This window comes from Shewanella sp. SM29, from assembly GCF_025654245.1.
GTDB lineage: Bacteria > Pseudomonadota > Gammaproteobacteria > Enterobacterales > Shewanellaceae > Shewanella > Shewanella oncorhynchi.
Genome location: NZ_JAKKRN010000035.1, coordinates 37633 through 57084, shown reverse-complemented (window position 1 = coordinate 57084; position 19452 = coordinate 37633). Strand labels below are relative to the sequence as shown.

General features: G+C 45.3%; 12 protein-coding genes. 8 read left to right on the top strand and 4 right to left on the bottom strand.

Translation table 11 applies throughout. The annotated features are described in order from the left end of the window. The 4 genes from L5L77_RS19010 to L5L77_RS18995 form a co-directional block, all read right to left on the bottom strand. Positions 1-181: transposase domain-containing protein (locus L5L77_RS19010; RefSeq protein WP_263142523.1), on the bottom strand; the 181-nt coding region annotated here is incomplete at its 3' end. A 160-nt stretch (positions 182-341) separates the two neighbouring features. Next, on the bottom strand, positions 342-2012 hold the full coding sequence (gene glnS, locus L5L77_RS19005; protein ID WP_263223331.1) for a glutamine--tRNA ligase: 1671 nt from the start codon (positions 2010-2012) through the stop codon (positions 342-344). A gap of 216 nt (positions 2013-2228) precedes the next feature. Beyond that, a complete protein-coding gene (gene feoB, locus L5L77_RS19000; RefSeq protein ID WP_028760476.1) occupies positions 2229-4523 on the bottom strand; it encodes a Fe(2+) transporter permease subunit FeoB in 2295 nt (764 codons plus the stop codon). Then, positions 4516-4755: a ferrous iron transport protein A gene (locus L5L77_RS18995; RefSeq protein ID WP_028760477.1), complete on the bottom strand. Its 240-nt coding sequence runs from the start codon at positions 4753-4755 to the stop codon at positions 4516-4518. The genes feoB and L5L77_RS18995 overlap by 8 nt, the downstream gene beginning before the upstream one ends. 440 nt (positions 4756-5195) lie before the next feature. Here L5L77_RS18995 and L5L77_RS18990 point away from each other — a divergent pair, with 440 nt between their 5' ends. From L5L77_RS18990 to L5L77_RS18955, 8 genes are all read left to right on the top strand, one after another. Then, positions 5196-6155, top strand: coding sequence for a DmsE family decaheme c-type cytochrome (locus L5L77_RS18990; protein WP_263144397.1), 960 nt, complete (start codon positions 5196-5198; stop codon positions 6153-6155). Between the two features lie 13 nt (positions 6156-6168). Then, positions 6169-8319 carry an MtrB/PioB family decaheme-associated outer membrane protein gene (locus L5L77_RS18985; protein ID WP_263186810.1) on the top strand — a complete coding sequence of 717 codons (2151 nt, stop codon included), beginning with the start codon at positions 6169-6171 and terminating at the stop codon, positions 8317-8319. 35 nt (positions 8320-8354) lie between these two features. Further along, positions 8355-10274, top strand: coding sequence for an OmcA/MtrC family decaheme c-type cytochrome (locus L5L77_RS18980; protein WP_263186811.1), 1920 nt, complete (start codon positions 8355-8357; stop codon positions 10272-10274). 248 nt (positions 10275-10522) lie between these two features. Further along, positions 10523-13054 (top strand): OmcA/MtrC family decaheme c-type cytochrome, encoded by a 2532-nt coding sequence (locus tag L5L77_RS18975; RefSeq protein ID WP_263186812.1) that lies wholly within the window; start codon positions 10523-10525, stop codon positions 13052-13054. A gap of 402 nt (positions 13055-13456) precedes the next feature. After that, a complete protein-coding gene (locus L5L77_RS18970) occupies positions 13457-15409 on the top strand; it encodes a multiheme c-type cytochrome (RefSeq protein ID WP_263186813.1) in 1953 nt (650 codons plus the stop codon). A gap of 68 nt (positions 15410-15477) precedes the next feature. Then, a complete protein-coding gene (gene mtrA, locus L5L77_RS18965) occupies positions 15478-16479 on the top strand; it encodes a decaheme c-type cytochrome MtrA (protein ID WP_028760483.1) in 1002 nt (333 codons plus the stop codon). A gap of 12 nt (positions 16480-16491) precedes the next feature. After that, positions 16492-18579: an MtrB/PioB family decaheme-associated outer membrane protein gene (locus L5L77_RS18960; RefSeq protein ID WP_263223330.1), complete on the top strand. Its 2088-nt coding sequence runs from the start codon at positions 16492-16494 to the stop codon at positions 18577-18579. A 215-nt stretch (positions 18580-18794) separates the two neighbouring features. Continuing rightward, positions 18795-19400 (top strand): hypothetical protein, encoded by a 606-nt coding sequence (locus tag L5L77_RS18955; RefSeq protein WP_263184578.1) that lies wholly within the window; start codon positions 18795-18797, stop codon positions 19398-19400. Positions 19401-19452 lie beyond the last annotated feature (52 nt).

The window sequence follows — 19452 nt, the reverse complement described above, 5'->3', positions numbered from 1 at the left end:
CCCAAATCATCGCGTCCATCGGCAATTTACGCCGTCTTAACGTCGCAACGCCCTGAGAGTCTAGGCAAGATTGAATTAACTCAGGTTCTAACACATCTGCTAAGCAGGTGAATTCGGTTAGGCGGGTAATATGAGTACGGGCGAGTGCTTCTGAGAGTTGCATAAAAAAATCCGATGACATGAGGTCATCGGATTTTGATCTTTTCAGCGAGATCGTCAAGCGATCTGTCTTAACTGATCGGCATTACGTCAAGGCCTTCTTTTTTGAGTTGAATTAACGCTCTGAGCGATTTAGCAGATCTGTTTGACTCATTCAGTCAAACAGATCCACTTAAGCAAAATCACTCGAAAGAATCACGCAGCGCTACGGTTAAGTTAAACACTAAATTATCCGACGATGAATCTTTGCTGTCAGCGCAGAAATAGCCTTCACGCTCAAACTGATAGGCTTGTTCCGCAGGTGCATTCACTAAGCTTGCTTCTGCAAAACCTTGTACAACGATCAATGATTCAGGGTTTAACACTTCATCCACAGTCTCTGCCGCAGCAGGATTAGGATCGGTAAATAAACGCTGATAGAGACGGAATTCAGCAGGCTTGGCTGTAGATGCCTCAACCCAATGGATCACGCCTTTGACTTTACGGCCATCTGCAGGGTTTTTACCTAAAGTTTCAGGATCATAAGTACAGTAAACCGTCGTGATATTACCTTCGCTGTCTTTGTCACAACGTTCAGCTTTAATCACATAGGCATTACGTAAACGCACTTCTTTGCCTGTAACTAAGCGTTTGTATTGTTTGTTGGCTTCTTCTTTAAAGTCAGCCACATCGATCAATATTTCTCGGCCAAAGGCTAATTCACGCGTCCCCATGCTCTCATCATTTGGATGAGCGGCCGCTTGAATGTACTCAAGTTCACCTTCAGCATAGTTTTCAATGATGACTTTCAATGGACGCAATACGGCCATCGCACGTGGAGCATGTTCGTTCAATTCTTCACGAATACACGCATCTAACATGCCGACTTCAATCATATTCTCTTGCTTAGTCACGCCGATACGTTGACAGAACTCGCGAATTGACGCCGGTGTATAACCACGGCGACGTAAGCCTGCAATCGTTGGCATACGTGGGTCATCCCAACCTAACACGAGTTTACGGGTCACAAGGTCGTTTAGCTTACGCTTAGACATCAAGGTATATTCGAGATTTAAGCGGGAAAACTCGTATTGACGAGTACGATTCGGCGCTTGAAAGTCGTTCAAATTATCCAACACCCAATCGTATAAACGACGGTTGTCTTGGAACTCTAATGTACATAAAGAGTGGGTAATATGTTCTAACGCATCAGAAATACAGTGCGTGAAGTCGTACATTGGGTAAATGCACCACTTATCACCTGTTTGATGATGATGGGCAAAACGAATACGGTAGATGATAGGATCGCGCATGCACATGAATGGCGATGCCATATCAATTTTGGCACGCAATGCGCACTCACCTTCTTTAAAACCACCGTCGCGCATCTTAGCGAATAAGGCGAGGTTTTCTTCGACTGATGTGTCGCGGAAAGGACTGTTTTTACCTGGCTCTTTTAACGTACCACGGTATTCACGGGTTTCATCTGCATTCAAAAAACACACATAAGCCAAACCTTTATTAATCAGTTCAACCGCATATTGATGTAACTGATCAAAATAGTTTGATGAATAGCGAACGTCACCATCCCACTGGAATCCAAGCCAACGCACATCCGCCTGAATAGAATTCACATAATCAATGTCTTCTTTTTCAGGATTAGTATCGTCAAAACGTAAATTACACAGACCGTTATAGTCTCGCGCTATCCCAAAATTTAAGCAGATAGATTTAGCATGACCAATATGAAGATAGCCATTCGGTTCCGGCGGGAAACGAGTCTGTACACTCGTGTGCTTACCGCTTTGTAAATCTTCATCTATGATATTACGAATAAAGTTACTCGGACGTACTTCAGTGTCCACATGACTCATGGAATTCCTCTTTGCGAACAATGGCAATTTTAAGAAAACCAGCATGATCCTACAGATCACTACTAGTTACAATGCCTAGGGTTAAAAACTCTGGTTTTTGACTGTTTAGGGTTATAACCGCGATAGTAAAACAATAAAAGCAGCCATGAAAGCTGCTTTTATCTTTGACCTAACTAAGCTGACATTTATTATTCAGTCATGCTGACTCAGTAAATCTTACTCGGTGATAATGCGGATCCCAGGAATAATCTGCTGGCTTCTTTTACCCTTACGTTTCAACCACAGATAAAAAGCGGCTAATGCAAACAAGAAGAAACCAATCCACAGACTTGATTGAACTGGGTGCTGCGTAAAGGTAGCGGCTTGATAAACTACCGTTGCAGAACCATAAGCCAGTGAGAAAGTCCACGTTGCCGCGAACGTCGCCCACCGAGAACCAAACTCATGCACTAAGGCGCCCATTGCCGCAACACAAGGAGTATAAAGTAAGATAAACAGCAAGTAGGAGAAAGCCGCAACTTTACCACTAAAACCTGCTTGTAAAGCACCGAAAGTCGATGTCGCAACACCTTGTTCTTCAGCAACGGTTTCTTTATTGGTTAAATCACCGACCGACAGTTTAAGCGGATCTTCAAGATCTAAACCAAACAAGTTAGTTGGAATCGTTGCCAGAGCCGCATTAAAGCTTTCACTCAATGGTGCAAGTTCTTCATCTGTCGGCGCCGCGCTGCTGTATAGACTGTTTAAGGTACCAACAACCGCTTCTTTGGCGAAAATACCCGTGATAATACCGACGGTTGCAGGCCAGTTATCCTGCTCTATGCCCATAGGCGAGAAGATAGGCGTGATTTTTTGACTCGCGACACTCAGCAAAGATGCTTGGCTATCTTCATGGCCAAATGTGCCATCAACACCAATAGCATTGATAAAGTTCAATAAGGTCACGACCAGAACAATCGTTTTACCTGCGCCTAAAATAAAACTCTTAGTGCGTTTACCTGTACGAACCATAACAGCTTTCAGCTTAGGTAGTTCATAACTTGGCAGCTCCATCACCACAGCGCTACTGCTGCCGGGTAATAAAGTGCTTCTGAGTAATAAACCCGTACCGATAGCGGCAAAGATACCAATAATATACAGCAAGAAGACTAAATTCTGACCTGAATCAGGGAAGAAAGCAGCCGCAAATAGTGCATAAACAGGAAGACGTGCACCACAGGACATAAATGGTGCCATCATCCCTGTCACAATACGCTCACGCTCACTGCCTAAGGTTCGCGTCGCCATAATTGCAGGCACTGAACAACCAAAACCGACAATCATAGGAACGAATGCTTTACCAGGCAGGCCAATACGACGCATTAAACCGTCAACCACAAATGCAGCGCGCGCCATGTAGCCAGAACTTTCGAGGATCGACAAACCGAGAAAAAGCGCCGCAATAACAGGAATAAAGGTTGATACGGTTTGAATGCCTTGGCCGACACCGCCCGCTAAGATAGTGACCAACCAAGCCGGAGAGCCCATGCTCGTCAAGAATGAACCGAAGTGATCGACAAACAATGCGCCAGCAAAAACATCAAAGAAATCAATAAAAGCACTGCCAATATTAATGCTGAACATAAACATCAAATACATCACAAACAAGAACACAGGAATGCCAAGCACAGGATGTAAAACGAGTTTATCTAATTTGTCACTGAGGGTGAGGAACCCTGACTCTTTCACTGAACCTTGAAAAACTTGTTCAACGAAATTAAAGCGCGTGGTCGCCACCATCACTTCAATATCATGGCCTTGCTGAGCGATAATCTGAGTACAGGAATTCACTTCATCCTGCAGTTCAGCATTTTTACAGCTACCACAACCTGAACCATTACCTAGCATAGCCAAAGCGCGGCCGCGACTTAATTGGGCATCTTTACTGCAGAGTAACTGCACGCCCGCTTCAATTTGTTCATCATAGTGAAGCACTAATGGGGCTTCTGAGACTCGGCCTTGAAGTAAATCGAGTACCTGTGCCTGCACTTTAGCGACATCGGCAGGATCTCGCGAACACACGCCAATCACAGGGCAACCCAGCTCTTGGCTCATTTTCTTTAAATCGACTTTAATCCCACGTTTGACAGCCGAATCAATTTTATTCAGCACCACTACCATAGGGATAGCGAGTTCACGTAATTGGGCTGTGAGATATAAGTGACGTTCGATATTAGTGGCATCGACTAAATTGATAATGCCATCGACACGTTGCTCGGCAAGGTATTGCTGCGCAATTTGCTCATCAAGTGAACAATCGCAACTATTACCCGCAGGAAGAAGGTCGTAAATACCCGGTAAGTCTGTCAGATAGACGTCAGCACCGTTTAAGGTGAAATGACCAGTCTTTTTTTCGACCGTAACACCAGACCAGTTACCCACTTGTTGATTTGCGCCTGTTAGCGCGTTAAAGAGTGTAGATTTACCCGCGTTAGGGTTTCCTACTGTGACGCAATGAAACTGCTTAGCCATTCGTCTTTTCCACCTCAATGATGTCTGCCAAATCTCTGCGCATACAAAGTTTACTACCACGAATATCCAGTTCGAGACCAGAGCCCATAGGTGCGTATCGGATCAATAAAAAACGCGTATTTGGCGTGATCCCCATGGACAACAACTTGCGCTTCACGGTTTGTGGCAGCGCCAAACGCCCCACTTCAGAAATAAGACCGCGATCGCCGGGACTGAGTTCGCTTAACTTCATTACGTATTCCACCTTGCAACAGGTTCAGCTCGAAAAACTGCGCCCATTGTAACCGAGCGATGACACTAATAACTTTACCTAGATCAAGATTTTTGATTGGTAACGATAATAGTTTTCAATTGTGTTGGGTATTATGTGATAAAAATTCCAATGAATAAACGACCAACCGAAAATAAAAATCCGCACCTTAGCATTAGTGACTATCAAGCGATGCACAGAAGTCAAAACGCTGTAAACAAATCCCACCCGAAGCAAGTGTGATCAAAATCACACTTAATCTATATCGCCTGTAAAATCATCCTTCTTTACAGTGAAAAGACCACGCAATGTTAAGCACGTGTCACACACTTGTTCTAATATTAACCAAGCTCAATAAGCTAAATTAGCAATGTCGAAAGCGTAAAAATAACAAATATAAATGCACTCGGGAAAACATAACCATGGAAATAGGGCTAAAGTTCAGAAGCATAGCTAAGGCTATGCTATGTATTTTGTTATCAATCGCGAGCGTTTCGGCCTCAGCGACCCCTTGGGATAACAAAAAACCAGAAGAAGTTGTTGCGACATTAGACAAAAAATTCGCCGAAGGTAAGTATTCCGCTAAAGGCGCTGATACTTGCCTGATGTGCCACAAAAAAAGTGCCATGGTGATGGCAATATTTGAGGGGGTTCATGGCAACCCCAATGTGAAAGATTCGCCTATGGCCGATTTGCAGTGCGAAGCCTGCCACGGCCCGTTAGGGAATCATAATAAAGGTGGCAAAGAGCCGATGATCACCTTTGGCGCAAACTCCCCTGTTCCCGCGCAAAAGCAAAACAGTGTCTGTATGAGTTGCCACAATGACAGTCAACGTACCGCATGGAAAGGCAATCACCACGATAACGCCGATGTCGCCTGTAGCAGCTGCCATCAAGTGCATACCGCAAAAGATCCTATCAGCGATAAAGCCAATGAAGTCACCATTTGTACCCAGTGCCATACCCAACAAAAAGCCGATATGCACAAGCGCTCGGCGCATCCATTACAGTGGCAACAAATGGTGTGCAGTGACTGCCATAATCCCCACGGCAGTTTAAACGATTCAAGCTTGAAGCAAATGAGTGTTAATGAAAATTGCTATAGCTGTCATGCCGAAAAACGCGGCCCTAAACTGTGGGAACATGCCCCCGTCACCGACAACTGCGCTAATTGCCATAATCCCCACGGCAGCGTGAACGAAGCCATGCTGATCAGCAAACCGCCACAACTGTGTCAGCAGTGCCACGCTTCGGATGGCCATAGCAGTAATGCCTATTTTGGCAATCAAACCAATGCCTTCACTTCTGGTAATTCCTGTATGAATTGTCACGGACAAGTGCATGGCTCTAACCATCCTTCTGGCAAATTACTACAGAGATAACAAGGGAATGATCATGCGAACAGCTAAAATGTCTCACCCTAGCGCTTATTTCTCCCTCACTTTGCTGACTTGGGCGATAAACGGTGTTTTGACTCAAGCACACGCCGAAGGTTATGAGCTGCAAGAAGCGAATCGAAGTAGCATAAAGACAGAGGCATGGAGCTGTAAGCAATGCCAACCTAAGACAGGGCATATTGGCAATGTCAGTGCCAGCCTCGCTTACAACGATAGTGAGGACAGCCGTTTCGGTAACAGTACTGGAACAGATAATGATGGTCTCGTTGGTGCCGTCGGTGCGGATATGGTGTACAAAACACCGTCGGGTTATCAAACCGAGCTGGTCGCGGATAAGTTAGGTTTTGATGCGGGCTCAGCCATGCTCACAACGGGAAGGCTGGGAAACTATCAAATCAACTTGGGTTATAGAGGCTTAGCAAACTATAACCATAATCAACTCAAAAGCCCCTATACCTCAGTGCAAGATAAAATGTTATTGCCCGATAACTGGATAACAGGCGGCACAACGCAATCTATGCCTATGTTACAGAGCAGCCTTGTTAGTCAAGAGTTAAGTATTCAACGTGATCGCTTTAGTATCGGTGGTTACTACGCTGGTAAAATATCACCTGAAGGTGACAATAACAGTCACTACAAAGCCTCGCTAAACTATCAGCATGAAGACCGCAGTGGCGCAAAAAAGACCAGTGCCAATATACTCACCAATAGCGTTATGCTAGCCCAACCAATTGATGACAGTACTGATGAAGTCGATGCGAGAGTTTATTTTAACGGTTCAGGCTGGCAAGCAGGCATCAATAGCCAAATCAGCCAATATAAAAATGATCACCAAGCCATGCTGTGGCAATCAGCCTACACCCCCACCTTTGGCGCAGCATACTTAGGCCAGAATGCGGTCGACCCCGACAATAAAGCCTACCGAGTTGCCGTAGAAGCCTCAGGGGGGGCAAATGGTCAAAATGTATTGATGCACGCAGGCTTTAGCCGTATGACCCAAGATGACACTTTTATTCCTGCCACCATCAATGGCCCATCGCCCGTCCTGCCTGCGGATACCTTAAATGGCCAAGTTGATATTGTAGAGATGGACCTTAAATATTCAGGACGGATAAGCCAAGATTTAAGCATGCAGGCAAGCTACAACTATCAAGACAGAGATAATAAAACGGCTCAATTAGACTTTCCGCAAATCGTCACCGACAGTATTAATCAAGGCACAGCCCAAAATAGCCTTTATGATAAGCGCACCAAAAAACTCGAACTCAAAAGCAAATACCGTTTTACCTCAGCGGTTTATGCCGAAGCGGGTTACAGCCATAATGAAAACGATTATGCCGAACTCGACCGCCAATCCATCGATGAATCTGGCGTGTTTGCTAAACTAAGTTATCGCTATTCGCCCGCATGGTCAGCTTGGTTGAAAGGAGAAGCACTAGAGCGAGATGGCAGTGAATATCATCCCGTCGCAACCACTCAAAGTTCAAGTAATCCTTGGCTACGTAAATCCTACCTTGCCGATAGAAAAAGACAGAAAGTCACCTTACACACGGATTATCAGAGCGACATTGGTCTATCTCTTGGTGCCAGCTTACACAGCATTAATGACGACTATCATCATACCCTAGTAGGTCTAACAAAGGTGTCCTATCTCGGTTACGACTTGTCAGCCCAATATGTGCTGAACAGTGACCTCAATTTAACCGCCTTTGTTAACCAAGATTGGCGCGATTCAGACCAAGCGGGCAGTAATTCCTTCTCGACACCCGATTGGTACAGCACTGCCGAGGAAAAATCGACCTTGATTGGTGCAGGGCTTAGTTATCAAAACCTGTTCGATCATCACCTCGATATTGGTTTGGATTACAGCTATTCCGACGGACAGAGTGATACAGAAGTGACCTACGGCATCACCAGTCCCTATGGCGATTTTTACGCCCGCAAACACAATATTAATGCCTACGCCAAATATAAGTTTGCCGACAGTATGTCGCTGCGCGTCGATTGGTTATTCGAAAAATATCAAGATGCTAACTGGCAAAACCAAGGCACAAGCTGGGACACGATTCCCAACGTACTCAGTTTTGGTGATATGGGCCACGACTACAACGCTCACTATTTAGGCTTGACCTTAAGCTACCAAATGTAACTTAGGCACTGACAGCGTATTCCAAGGATAGAAATATGAACAAGTTTGCAAAAATTCGCACTCAATTCAGTCTTATACTGGCCTTAGTCTCGCTATTAAGCGCCTGTGGAGGTGATAACGGCCAAGATGGTAATCCCGGTGAGCCTGCGAAACCGCCTGCATTAACGATAACTAGCCTTAACATCATGGTCGATAAAGTCGCGATGACAGATGGCATTGCTCAAATGGATTTTCAAGTAAGCAATCAAGATGATGAAGCCGTGATTAGTATCCCATCGGCGACATTTATTGCAGCGCAGCTTCTCCCCCAAGGTTATACAGGCGCGGGGAATAGCAGTGAATGGCAGCACTTTACCGCTGAAACCTGCGCGGCAACTTGCCCAGGCAGTCTCACAGATCATAAAAACGGTCACTACAGTTATACCTTCAGCGCCGCATTTAATGGCATGAATGGCGTGACGTTTATGCCCGAAGCGACCCAAAGAATGGTGGTCAAAATTGGCGGCGATAAACTTGCCGATAACACGCCCTTACCTATAACCAATCAGCATTATGACTGGCAATCTTCAGGTAGTAATGTCGCTTACACCCGCAACTTAGTCACAATAGAGACCTGTAATAGTTGCCACAGTAATCTAGCTTTCCATGGCAGTAGATATAATCAAATCGAAACCTGCGTCACCTGCCATAACAGCAAAAAAGTCAGTAACCCTGCGGATATTTTCCCACAAATGATCCACAGCAAACATTTAACCGGCTTCCCGCAACCCATTAGTGACTGCCAAACCTGTCACGTCGATAAGGCTGAGTTAACCGAACAGCAAAACTGGCGCAGAGTCCCGACCATGCAAGCCTGTGGTGCCTGTCATACACAGATCAATTTCCCCGCAGGCGAAGGACACCCAGTGCAAACAGATAACAGTAACTGCGTGGCGTGTCATAATGCCGACTGGACCGCAAGCGTACACAGTGATGAAGCTAAAACTGCGGCATTGATGCAATTTAGCCCAAGTATCACCAGCGCCAGTATGGATGCCAATGGTACGGTCACTGTTGCGGTTAAGCTGATGAATCCAGCCACAGGAACTGTGTATAGCGAAAGTGCCGATAAGCTAAAATTTATCAATGATTTAAGGGTATATGTCAACTGGGGAACCAGTTTTGATTATGCGACCCGTTCAGCTCGCTCGATTAAACTGCCGGAATCCACACCCATATCAGGCTCTAATGGCATTTATACCTATACGATAGCGGGCCTTACCGTGCCAGCAGGCACTGAAACGGATCATGGTGGACTTGCGATTCAAGGCAGAATCTGTGCCAAAGATAAAGTACTGGTTGATTGCACGACTGAACTGGCGGAAGTGTTAGTGATTAAATCCAGCCACTGTTATTTTGATATGGCAGCATTGAGCAATGAAGGTCGCCGTAGCGTTGTGAGTAATGCAAGCTGCGGTAATTGCCATGGTGATCAAAAACTGAATATTCACGGCTCACGTAACGATCTCGATAGTCAATGCCAGCTATGCCATAACGCCAATATGCTGGCCGATGCGACGGCAGCCAATCCTTCAATCACGTCATTTGACTTTAAGCAGCTGATCCACGGTATTCACACCAGTCAATTCACGGGGTTTGAAAGCCTAAACTACCCAGGAAAAATCGGTAACTGTGCCCAATGTCACGTTAACGATACTGCGGGGATTTCTACCGTCGCCCTCCCCTTAAATTCAGCGGTACAACCCCTTGCCCTCGATAACGGTACTTTTACCAGTCCAATTGCCGCTGTGTGTAGCAACTGCCATTCAGATACCAGCACTCATAACCACATGGCTCAGCAAGGTGCTGTTTTTGCAGGTACAAAATCCGATGCAACCGCAGGAACTGAAACCTGTACTTTCTGTCATGGACAGGGCAGAGTCGCGGACGTGTTGAAAGTGCATCCAATAAACTAACCCTATGATGCTGGCCTAAAAAGACCAGCAACTGCAGATATAAAAGGAACTCATACGATGCAGTCATCTACTCCTAAAGAAATAGTCAGATCTCAGTCACATTACCCGCCTAAAGTGACTGATAAATACCAGTGACTTAGTTAGCCTTACAGATGGAAAACTAATTCCACACATCTTATGCGGGTAATGAGATTTATTCTTATTTGCCAAGCGTTTGATGATGATTACAACTATTGCAGGGAAATATCATGATGAAACGGTTCAATTTCAATACCGCAACAAAAGCGATGTTGGGTGCCGGTTTACTCTCTCTACTACTCGCCGGTTGCGGTGGTAGTGACGGTAAAGATGGTGAAGACGGAAAACCGGGTCCGGTAGGCTTAGACATAAGTCAAGCCACCACACTCAAAGCCACACTTGAAGATGTAAAAATTGACAACGGCACTGTCAGCGTAGACATAGTACTAACGAATGCGAATGGCGTTCCTGTGACGGGCCTAGAGCAATACGCTCAAATCAATGCTATCGGATTGGGTATTGCAAAACTTACCCCTGAAAGTGGCAAAGGTTACAAAACACCTCAATGGGTCAGCTATATCAACTCAGTGAAAGCAGCTGATCCTGCACGCAGTCTTGCAAATTATAGCTATACCGATGGTAAAGATAGCGCTGGCAATCCTATTACTAAAGAAGTGAAATTTACACCTGGTGATGCTATTCAAGCGAACATCGAATCTAGTTGTAAAACCACTTGTTTAACAGTGGTTGATAGTGGCGTTTACCGCTATACCTTCCAAACCAATTTAAGTACTTTGCCCGCTATTGAAGGTCTCGATTTAACCTACGACCCAACATTAATACATCGCATTACTTTAGAACTTCAAACCGATGGCAGTAAAGATGCCAAGTTAGTCAACAGCCATATCGACTTCTTACCAAGCGATAACTTTAGAGTAGCTAAAGAGACGGAAACGCGTACGGTTGTCGATTTAGAAGCGAACTGTATCAAGTGTCACAGCACAAATTATAGCGATACATCTTCTACTGCTAAGCCATTAGCACTACATGGCGGAAGACGGATCGGAATAGCAAACTGTCAAGTTTGTCATACCAGCTACAGTAAAGATCCAGAAACAGGATCACCTTTGGATATGGGCGCCATGGTTCATGCCATTCACAAAGGTACTTACGCTATGGTGGGTTACAGCGGAACGGCTTATGACTTTAGCGGTACTATGGCTAAAGCTGCGGCTGAAAGTGGCTACCCACAATACCGTGAAGGTAAAGACGTTTCTGAACGAGTCACTCTGCCTGTCTCTATCGGGAACTGCCAGTCTTGCCATAGCACAGATGACAAAGGACCCGTTGATGCAGCAAGCTTTAAACATCACAAAGGTTTAGCCTGCGCATCTTGTCACATGTCAGGTTTTAATCCAGTAGATAACAGTGAATGGTTAACACCACCTGAAGGTCAAAAAGACCGTGGTTTCGTTGGTAACTATTTCCATTACTATGCAACACCTGAAATTGACGGTATTCCAGGTGCAAACCTAGTCAATGTATTCCAAAATGGAGGTTGCGCTTCTTGTCACGCCGAACAAGGTGAAGAAGGCAGCGCTAAATATCACTTAGCAAAAGCTAATGCCACTAAGTTACTGCGAACTGAATATGCCTATAAGTTAGAAAATGGCACATTTGATGTGGCTAAAGGAGAGTTAACATTCACAGTCGATTGGCACAGTGATGTTGCTCCACATCAAGATCCTAAAGTGAAAGAGTTTTGGGTCAGCTTAACGGCATTCAATGGCACTGAATACACCATGGGCCCACGTCCATCTAATGGTACTTTAGGTCGTAGCGAAAACCGTATTTCTGTAAATTTGGCCAAAGTTGAGACTAACGCTAACTTAACAGCGGTACCAAATGGCTCAAAAGTAACATACACATTAACAGGCATTAAAGCTGTTATTGGCACAAGTTCTGTTCCATACAAACAAATTGTTAGTATTGGTAAAGGCTTCATGGACGGCAAATTGCTGATCTGTGCAAACTCTGCAGAACTCGATCCAACGATGGATGCTGCGATTGATTGTAGTAACACTGAAGCACCAATCTACGAAGTGATTGTTGGCAGTAATAAAGCTTCATTCTCTGCCGATGCAAGTAATGTTACCGCACGTAGCATAGTCATCTCTGAAGCAAAATGTGCTAACTGTCATGGTGAGAAAGCTGACTTTTCAGCCTCTCATGCGCTGACCCATGCGGCAGACAAGCCTGATAACAGCTGTGGTACTTGTCACTCTGCTGTACCTAATACCGCGGTAGCTTTAGCCGATGGTAGTTGTGTGGCTTGTCACAATGGCGCTCCTGCTCACAGTAAAAAGCCATTTGAACGTGGTTTTGACTTTAAAGTCATGATCCACCAAATTCACGCTGATACTCGCAGTGTTCGCCGTTTAACAACAGATGCAGCAACCTTCCCTGAAAACCCAGCGAACTGCGCGGCTTGTCATGATAAAGGTCAACTTAGCTTAGCTACACTAGGCGATAAACCTGCGTTCTTAGCAAGTACTGGTGAATACTCACCAACCGTTGCAGCTTGTGCATCTTGCCATGCAACGACCGCAACTGACAGCGCAGTGATAGGTCACTTCGAAACCAATGGTGGTGTATATAACGCTGCTGCTGGCACTTATACTCCTGGTAGCGAAACCTGTGCGACCTGCCATGGTGAAGGTAAATCATTTGGTGTGGATAAAGTTCACCCAGTGAAATACTAATATGGAACCGAGTAACGAATCGCAAATCAGTCGTTACTCACATTAAATTCAGCAAAATCCCTCGCACTGCGGGGGATTTTATTTACATAACAGCAATCCCATTCAAACCTTGCTTTTATAGTATAAAGTCAACGCACATTACCCAGATAAAATCCGCTGTTTTTTTGTTCTAGAATCATTTTTACCTCTCGCTTTAAATACCTCTTTAGAAATAGAAAGATCCAAGTCACACATTAGCAAAGGCCTTGGAGATTTTAAGGTCATGTTAGGTTAGCCTTTCCTTGGGGAATTCTATTTCCAGCATCCACTTAAGTCGCTTCTAGTGACCAAAAACACAGACATAGAATCTGTTGGCTCTAGAACATAGCGTTTAAGCAATGCCAAACCTATGCAGGGAAAAAAATGATGAACGCACAAACAACTAAAATCGCACTGCTGTTAGCAGCAAGTGCAGTCACTATGGCCTTAGCGGGCTGTGGTGGCAGCGATGGTAATGATGGTAATCCCGGTGAACCTGGTGGCGAACCTGCTCCAGCGATTCAAACCCTTAATTTCGCCTTTGACAAATCTGTCGTCACTAACGGTATTCCGAGTGTTGAGTTTACCGTCACTAACGAAAATGATTTACCCGTTGTTGGCCTACAAAAAATGCGTTTTGCCGCAGCACAATTAATCCCACAAGGCGCAACGGGTGCAGGTAATGCGTCACAATGGCAATACTTTGGTGATGAAACCTGTGATGTCGCTGCAACATGCCCAGGGACTTTCGTTGACAAGAAAAACGGTCACTACAGTTATACTTTTAGTATGAACCTGACCGCTAACACTAAAGTCACCTATAACGAACAGTTAGCTCAACGAGTATTAATCCGCGCTTATAACACTCCGCTTCCCGATGGTACTCAAGTACCAAACAGTAACGCCTTTGTCGACTTCACTGCCGATACTGGCGCACTGCCAACATACAGTCGCAAAATTGTCGCCACAGAAAGCTGTAATACTTGTCACCAAGATTTAGCCAATGTTAAACATGGCGGCGCGTATTCTGACGTTAATTACTGTGCAACTTGCCACACAGCCGGAAAAGTCGGTGTAGGTAAAGAGTTCAATGTTCTCGTTCACGCTAAACACAAAGACCTCACCTTAGGCTCATTAGAAAGCTGTCAAAGCTGTCACGCTGCAAATGAGGCTACGCCTGATTGGAGTAATTGGTCACGTATCCCAACTGCTGCCTCATGTGGAAGCTGCCATAGCACAGTGGACTTTGCTGCCGGTAAAGGTCACTCACAACAGCTAGATAACTCTAACTGTATCGCCTGTCATAACAGCGATTGGACTGCAGAACTGCACACAGGTAAGACTGCAGACAAAAAAGCCGTTATCGCTCAGTTAGGTATGTCAGCAGCACTTGCTGGTCAAACTGATGATACTGCAGTATTAACCGTGTCTATCTTAGACAAAGATGGTAACGCAATTGATGCGGCAACCGTTCAAGATAAGATTAAACGTTTAGAGTCCGTTACCAACGTTGGCCCTAACTTCCCGATCATGGGCTACAACCCAAGTCCAGGTAGCGGTAAAGCGAAAATAGCGAAAGACTTAGTCAAAGATGGTGCACTGCAAGAAGGTGTAACCTTAGTTGACGGTAAATTGGTCTTTACAACACCCGTTCTACCTTTCGGTGCAGGCGATACTGATACCGCCTTTACCATTATCGGTTTAGAAGTGTGTAGCACTGGTACAAGCTTAACCGCATGTACCGCAGACAGCGCAACAACGAGCATGAAAGCCGAACTAGCTTTTGGCACTAAGTCTGGTAAAGCACCGAGCATGCGTCATGTTAACTCAGTTGAGTTTGGTACCTGTCAAGGTTGTCACGGTGATAGCTTCGAAATTCACAAAGGCCACCATGCGGGTTTTGTGATGACAGAACAGCTATCACATGCAAAAGATGCCAGCGGTAAGCCAATCGTCGGTGTGGATGCGTGTGTCGCTTGTCATACCCCAGATGGTACCTATGCAAATGGTGCTAACAAAGGTGCGTTGGAGATGAAGTTACACGTTGTTCATGGTAAACAAGGTGTCATCAAAGAATGTACCCAATGTCATAACGACTTCAACCTAGATGCATTCAAGGTCAAAGGCGCTCTGGCAACAACTGCGGGTAAATACACCACACCAATCACTGCCACTTGTACTTCATGCCACGCGCCAGAATCTATTGGCCACGGCTTAGAAAATATGGGCGCGATTGTGAACGGTGATTATGTTCAAGCCAATCAAGCGGCGCAGTCAGAAACCTGTTTCTACTGTCACAAACCCACACCAACAGATCACACTCAGGTGAAGATGTAATTTGCCCAAGCAGGGGGAGTTCGCTCCCCCTTTCTTGAATTTTGTTGGGACAAATTGGGAAGCCTATTATGAAGAACAGCCTAAAAATGAAAAACCTACTGCCGGCACTTGTCATCTCCATGGCAATGTCTGCAGTGATGTCTTTATGCATCACACCGAGTGCACACGCCTCAAAGTGGGATGACAAAATGACACCAGAACAAGTCGAAGCCACCTTAGATAAGAAGTTTGCCGAAGGCAGCTACTCCCCTAAAGGTGCTGATTCTTGTTTGATGTGCCACAAAAAATCTGAAAAAGTGATGGACCTCTTCAAAGGTGTTCATGGCGCCATTGATTCATCAAAGAGCCCAATGGCTGGCCTGCAATGTGAAGCCTGTCATGGTCCTATGGGTCAACACAATAAAGGCGGCAACGAGCCGATGATCACTTTTGGTAAGCAATCGACCTTAAGTGCAGAAAAACAAAACAGTGTCTGTATGAGCTGTCACCAAGATGATAAACGCGTATCTTGGAACGGTAGTCACCATGACAATGCCGATGTCGCTTGTGCCTCATGCCACCAAGTGCATGTCGCAAAAGATCCTGTGTTATCAAAAAACACCGAAATGGAAGTCTGTACTAGCTGTCACACTAAGCAAAAAGCAGACATGAATAAACGCTCGAGTCACCCACTAAAATGGGCTCAAATGACCTGTAGCGATTGTCATAATCCCCATGGGAGCATGACAGATTCCGATCTAAACAAGCCTAGCATTAACGAAACCTGTTACTCCTGCCACGCCGAGAAACGCGGCCCAAAACTGTGGGAACATGCACCCGTCACTGAGAACTGTGTGACTTGCCACAATCCTCACGGCAGTGTGAATGATGCCATGTTGAAAACCCGCGCACCGCAGCTGTGTCAGCAATGTCACGCCAGCGATGGCCACGCCAGCAATGCTTACTTAGGTAACACTGGTTTAGGTTCAAACGTCGGCGACAATGCCTTTACGGGTGGAAGAAGCTGTTTAAATTGCCACAGTCAGGTCCATGGTTCAAACCATCCATCTGGCAAGCTATTACAGCGCTAAGGAGACGAGAAAATGAAATTTAAACTCAATTTGATCACTCTGGCGTTACTAGCAAACACAGGTTTTGCAATAGCGGCCGACGGGTATGGCTTAGCCAATGCCAATACAGAAAAAGTCAAAATGTCCGCTTGGAGCTGTAAAGGCTGCGTTGTTGAAACGGGTACGTCTGGCACTGTGGGTGTGGGCGTGGGTTACAACAGCGAAGAGGATATTCGCTCGGCGAATGCCTTTGGGACTTCAAACGAAGTTGCGGGTAAATTTGATGCCGATGTCACCTTTCGTGGTGAGAAAGGCTATCAAGCCAGCGTTGAAGCTTATCAACTGGGCATGGATGGTGGCCGTTTAGATGTCAATGCGGGCAAACAAGGCCAGTATAATGTCAATGTAAACTATCGCCAAATCGCCACTTACAACAGTAATAGCGCCTTAACGCCCTACTCTGGTGTCGGCAGCGATAATTTAACCTTGCCAGACAACTGGGTAACTGCGGGTTCAAGCAGCCAGATGCCGTTACTGATGGACAACCTAAATGCCTTAGAACTGTCGCTCAAACGTGAGCGCACAGGGTTAGGTTTTGACTATCAAGGTGAATCGCTGTGGAGTACGCATGTGAGCTACATGCGTGAAGAAAAAACCGGCTTGAAAAAAACATCAGGTGGATTCTTTAACCAATCCATGATGTTAGCTGAGCCAGTTGATTACACCACTGACTCCATTGAAGCTGGCATTAAACTCAAAGGCGATCGTTGGTTCACTGCATTTAACTACAATGGCTCAATTTTTAAGAACGAGTACAACCAGTTAAACTTCGACAGTGCCTTCAATCCGACCTTTGGTGCTCAAACCTCTGGCACTCTCGCCCTTGACCCTGACAACCAGTCACACACAGTCTCGCTCATGGGCCAATACAACGACAATACCAATGTGTTAACAGGTCGTGTGCTTGCGGGACAAATGAGTCAAGACCAAGCATTAGTCACTTCAGGCTATGGCTATCAAGTGCCAACAGAGGCCGTTGATGCCAAAGTTGACCTCACAGGGTTGAACTTAAAAGTCGTCAGTAAAGTGACTAACTCACTGCGCTTAAGTGGTAGCTACGACTATAGCGACCGTGATAACAATACTCAAATTGAAGAGTGGACCCAAGTCAGCATCAACAATGTTAATGGTAAGGTGGCCTATAACACCCCTTACGATAACACTAGCCAACGCTTCAAAGTGGCGGCGGATTATCGTATTACCCATGGACTGAAGCTTGATGGCGGCTATGACTTCAAACGTGATGACCGTAATTATCAAGACCGTGAAACCACGGATGAAAATACCGTTTGGGCACGTTTGCGCGTTAACAGCTTTGAAACTTGGGATATGTGGGTTAAGGGCAGTTACGGTCAGCGTGATGGCTCGCAATATCAAGCTTCTGAATGGACATCTTCTGAAACCAACAGCCTGTTACGTAAGTACAATCTGGCTAACCGTGACAGAACCCAGATTGAAGCTCGAGTCACCCACTCGCCAATCGACAGCTTGACCATAGATTTCGGTGCCCGTTACGCATTAGATGACTACTCTGACACAGTTATTGGCTTAACTGAGTCAAAAGACACCAGTTATGATGCCAACATCAGCTACATGATCACCGATGATTTACTGGCGACAGCCTTCTACAACTACCAAATCATTGAGTCTGAACAAGCGGGAAGCAGTAATTACAGCACCCCAACGTGGACCGGATTCATTGAAGATAATGTAGATGTGGTCGGAGCAGGCCTGAGCTACAACAACTTGCTTGAGAACAAGTTACGCATGGGATTGGATTATACTTATTCAAACTCCGACAGTAACACTCAAGTCAGACAAGGTATCACAGGCGACTATGGCGATTATTTTGCCAAATTGCACAACATTAACTTATATGCTCAATATCAAGCCACCGAGAAAATGGCGCTGCGCTTGGATTATAAAATTGAGAATTATAAAGACAATGATGCCGCCAATGATATCGCCGTCGATGGGATCTGGAACGTCGTAGGCTTTGGCAGCAATAGCCATGACTACACAGCGCAAATGATCATGCTGAGCATGAGTTACAAACTCTAATCGATACTGTTCATAACACGAAAGCCCGCATGTTGCGGGCTTTTGTTTAAGCGCAGCATTATCTTTTAAAGCGATAACATCATGGCAGATAACAGTAAAAATCTTGAATAAGATCAGACTCTGGCGCGAAAGTCCGCCCATAAAAACCTTAATCCTTGAGTTTTGGCTCACTTTAGCGGATCTTAATTCAATCTTTTAGTTAATCCTCTGAGCCCATGCGTATTTATTCTTCACTCTCCCAATCTCAGTGGCTGTTATCACTTTCTGCACTAGTGGGGCTAAGCTTATTACCCTTACCCGCCATGGCGTTCGACCCATCGGGTGGCGCAGCGAGCCTATTTATCATTTTAGGCCTCGGTGGTTTTACCTTAATCAATCTGTTTCTACAGGGCTTATTCTTTTTTGCGGGTCAGTATCGTAGCGCCACTTTTGCCAAACGCCATGTATTAAGCGCACTAATAGTGCCATTAATTGCCATTGCGTTAGCCATTTATGATCATAGAGGTTGGAGTGATTTCGCCCTTAACTTAGGTATTATCTGTGTCGGTATTGGACTGATTTTATTGCCACTACAGCTTTGCCAAATCGATAAACCCACCAATCGCAATGCCGATTGGATCATCAGCCTAGGGGCATTATTCATCTTAGCTTTGAGCTATGTGATTGCGCCATTAGCCCTCTTTACGATTGTGCTGGCCCACATTTGTTTGGCTTCAAGCACAAATCAAATTCCTAAGATATTAAGTTATATCAGTTTAATCCTTGGCTATTCTCTTTTTGGCTACTGGGTATATCAAACAGTGATGATGCTCCAATCCTGATTGAAAATGAATGAGCAACGATAAAATTAGCGATTAAATTGACTAAGACGAA

What these genes read in the sequence shown, in the direction of transcription:
- glnS (WP_263223331.1), bottom strand. Translation starts at nt 2,012, where the DNA reads ATGAGTCATGTGGACACTGAAGTACGTCCGAGTAACTTTATTCGTAAT.
- feoB (WP_028760476.1), bottom strand. Translation starts at nt 4,523, where the DNA reads ATGGCTAAGCAGTTTCATTGCGTCACAGTAGGAAACCCTAACGCGGGT.
- L5L77_RS18995 (WP_028760477.1), bottom strand. Translation starts at nt 4,755, where the DNA reads ATGAAGTTAAGCGAACTCAGTCCCGGCGATCGCGGTCTTATTTCTGAA.
- L5L77_RS18990 (WP_263144397.1), top strand. Translation starts at nt 5,196, where the DNA reads ATGGAAATAGGGCTAAAGTTCAGAAGCATAGCTAAGGCTATGCTATGT.
- L5L77_RS18985 (WP_263186810.1), top strand. Translation starts at nt 6,169, where the DNA reads ATGCGAACAGCTAAAATGTCTCACCCTAGCGCTTATTTCTCCCTCACT.
- L5L77_RS18980 (WP_263186811.1), top strand. Translation starts at nt 8,355, where the DNA reads ATGAACAAGTTTGCAAAAATTCGCACTCAATTCAGTCTTATACTGGCC.
- L5L77_RS18975 (WP_263186812.1), top strand. Translation starts at nt 10,523, where the DNA reads ATGATGAAACGGTTCAATTTCAATACCGCAACAAAAGCGATGTTGGGT.
- L5L77_RS18970 (WP_263186813.1), top strand. Translation starts at nt 13,457, where the DNA reads ATGATGAACGCACAAACAACTAAAATCGCACTGCTGTTAGCAGCAAGT.
- mtrA (WP_028760483.1), top strand. Translation starts at nt 15,478, where the DNA reads ATGAAGAACAGCCTAAAAATGAAAAACCTACTGCCGGCACTTGTCATC.
- L5L77_RS18960 (WP_263223330.1), top strand. Translation starts at nt 16,492, where the DNA reads ATGAAATTTAAACTCAATTTGATCACTCTGGCGTTACTAGCAAACACA.
- L5L77_RS18955 (WP_263184578.1), top strand. Translation starts at nt 18,795, where the DNA reads ATGCGTATTTATTCTTCACTCTCCCAATCTCAGTGGCTGTTATCACTT.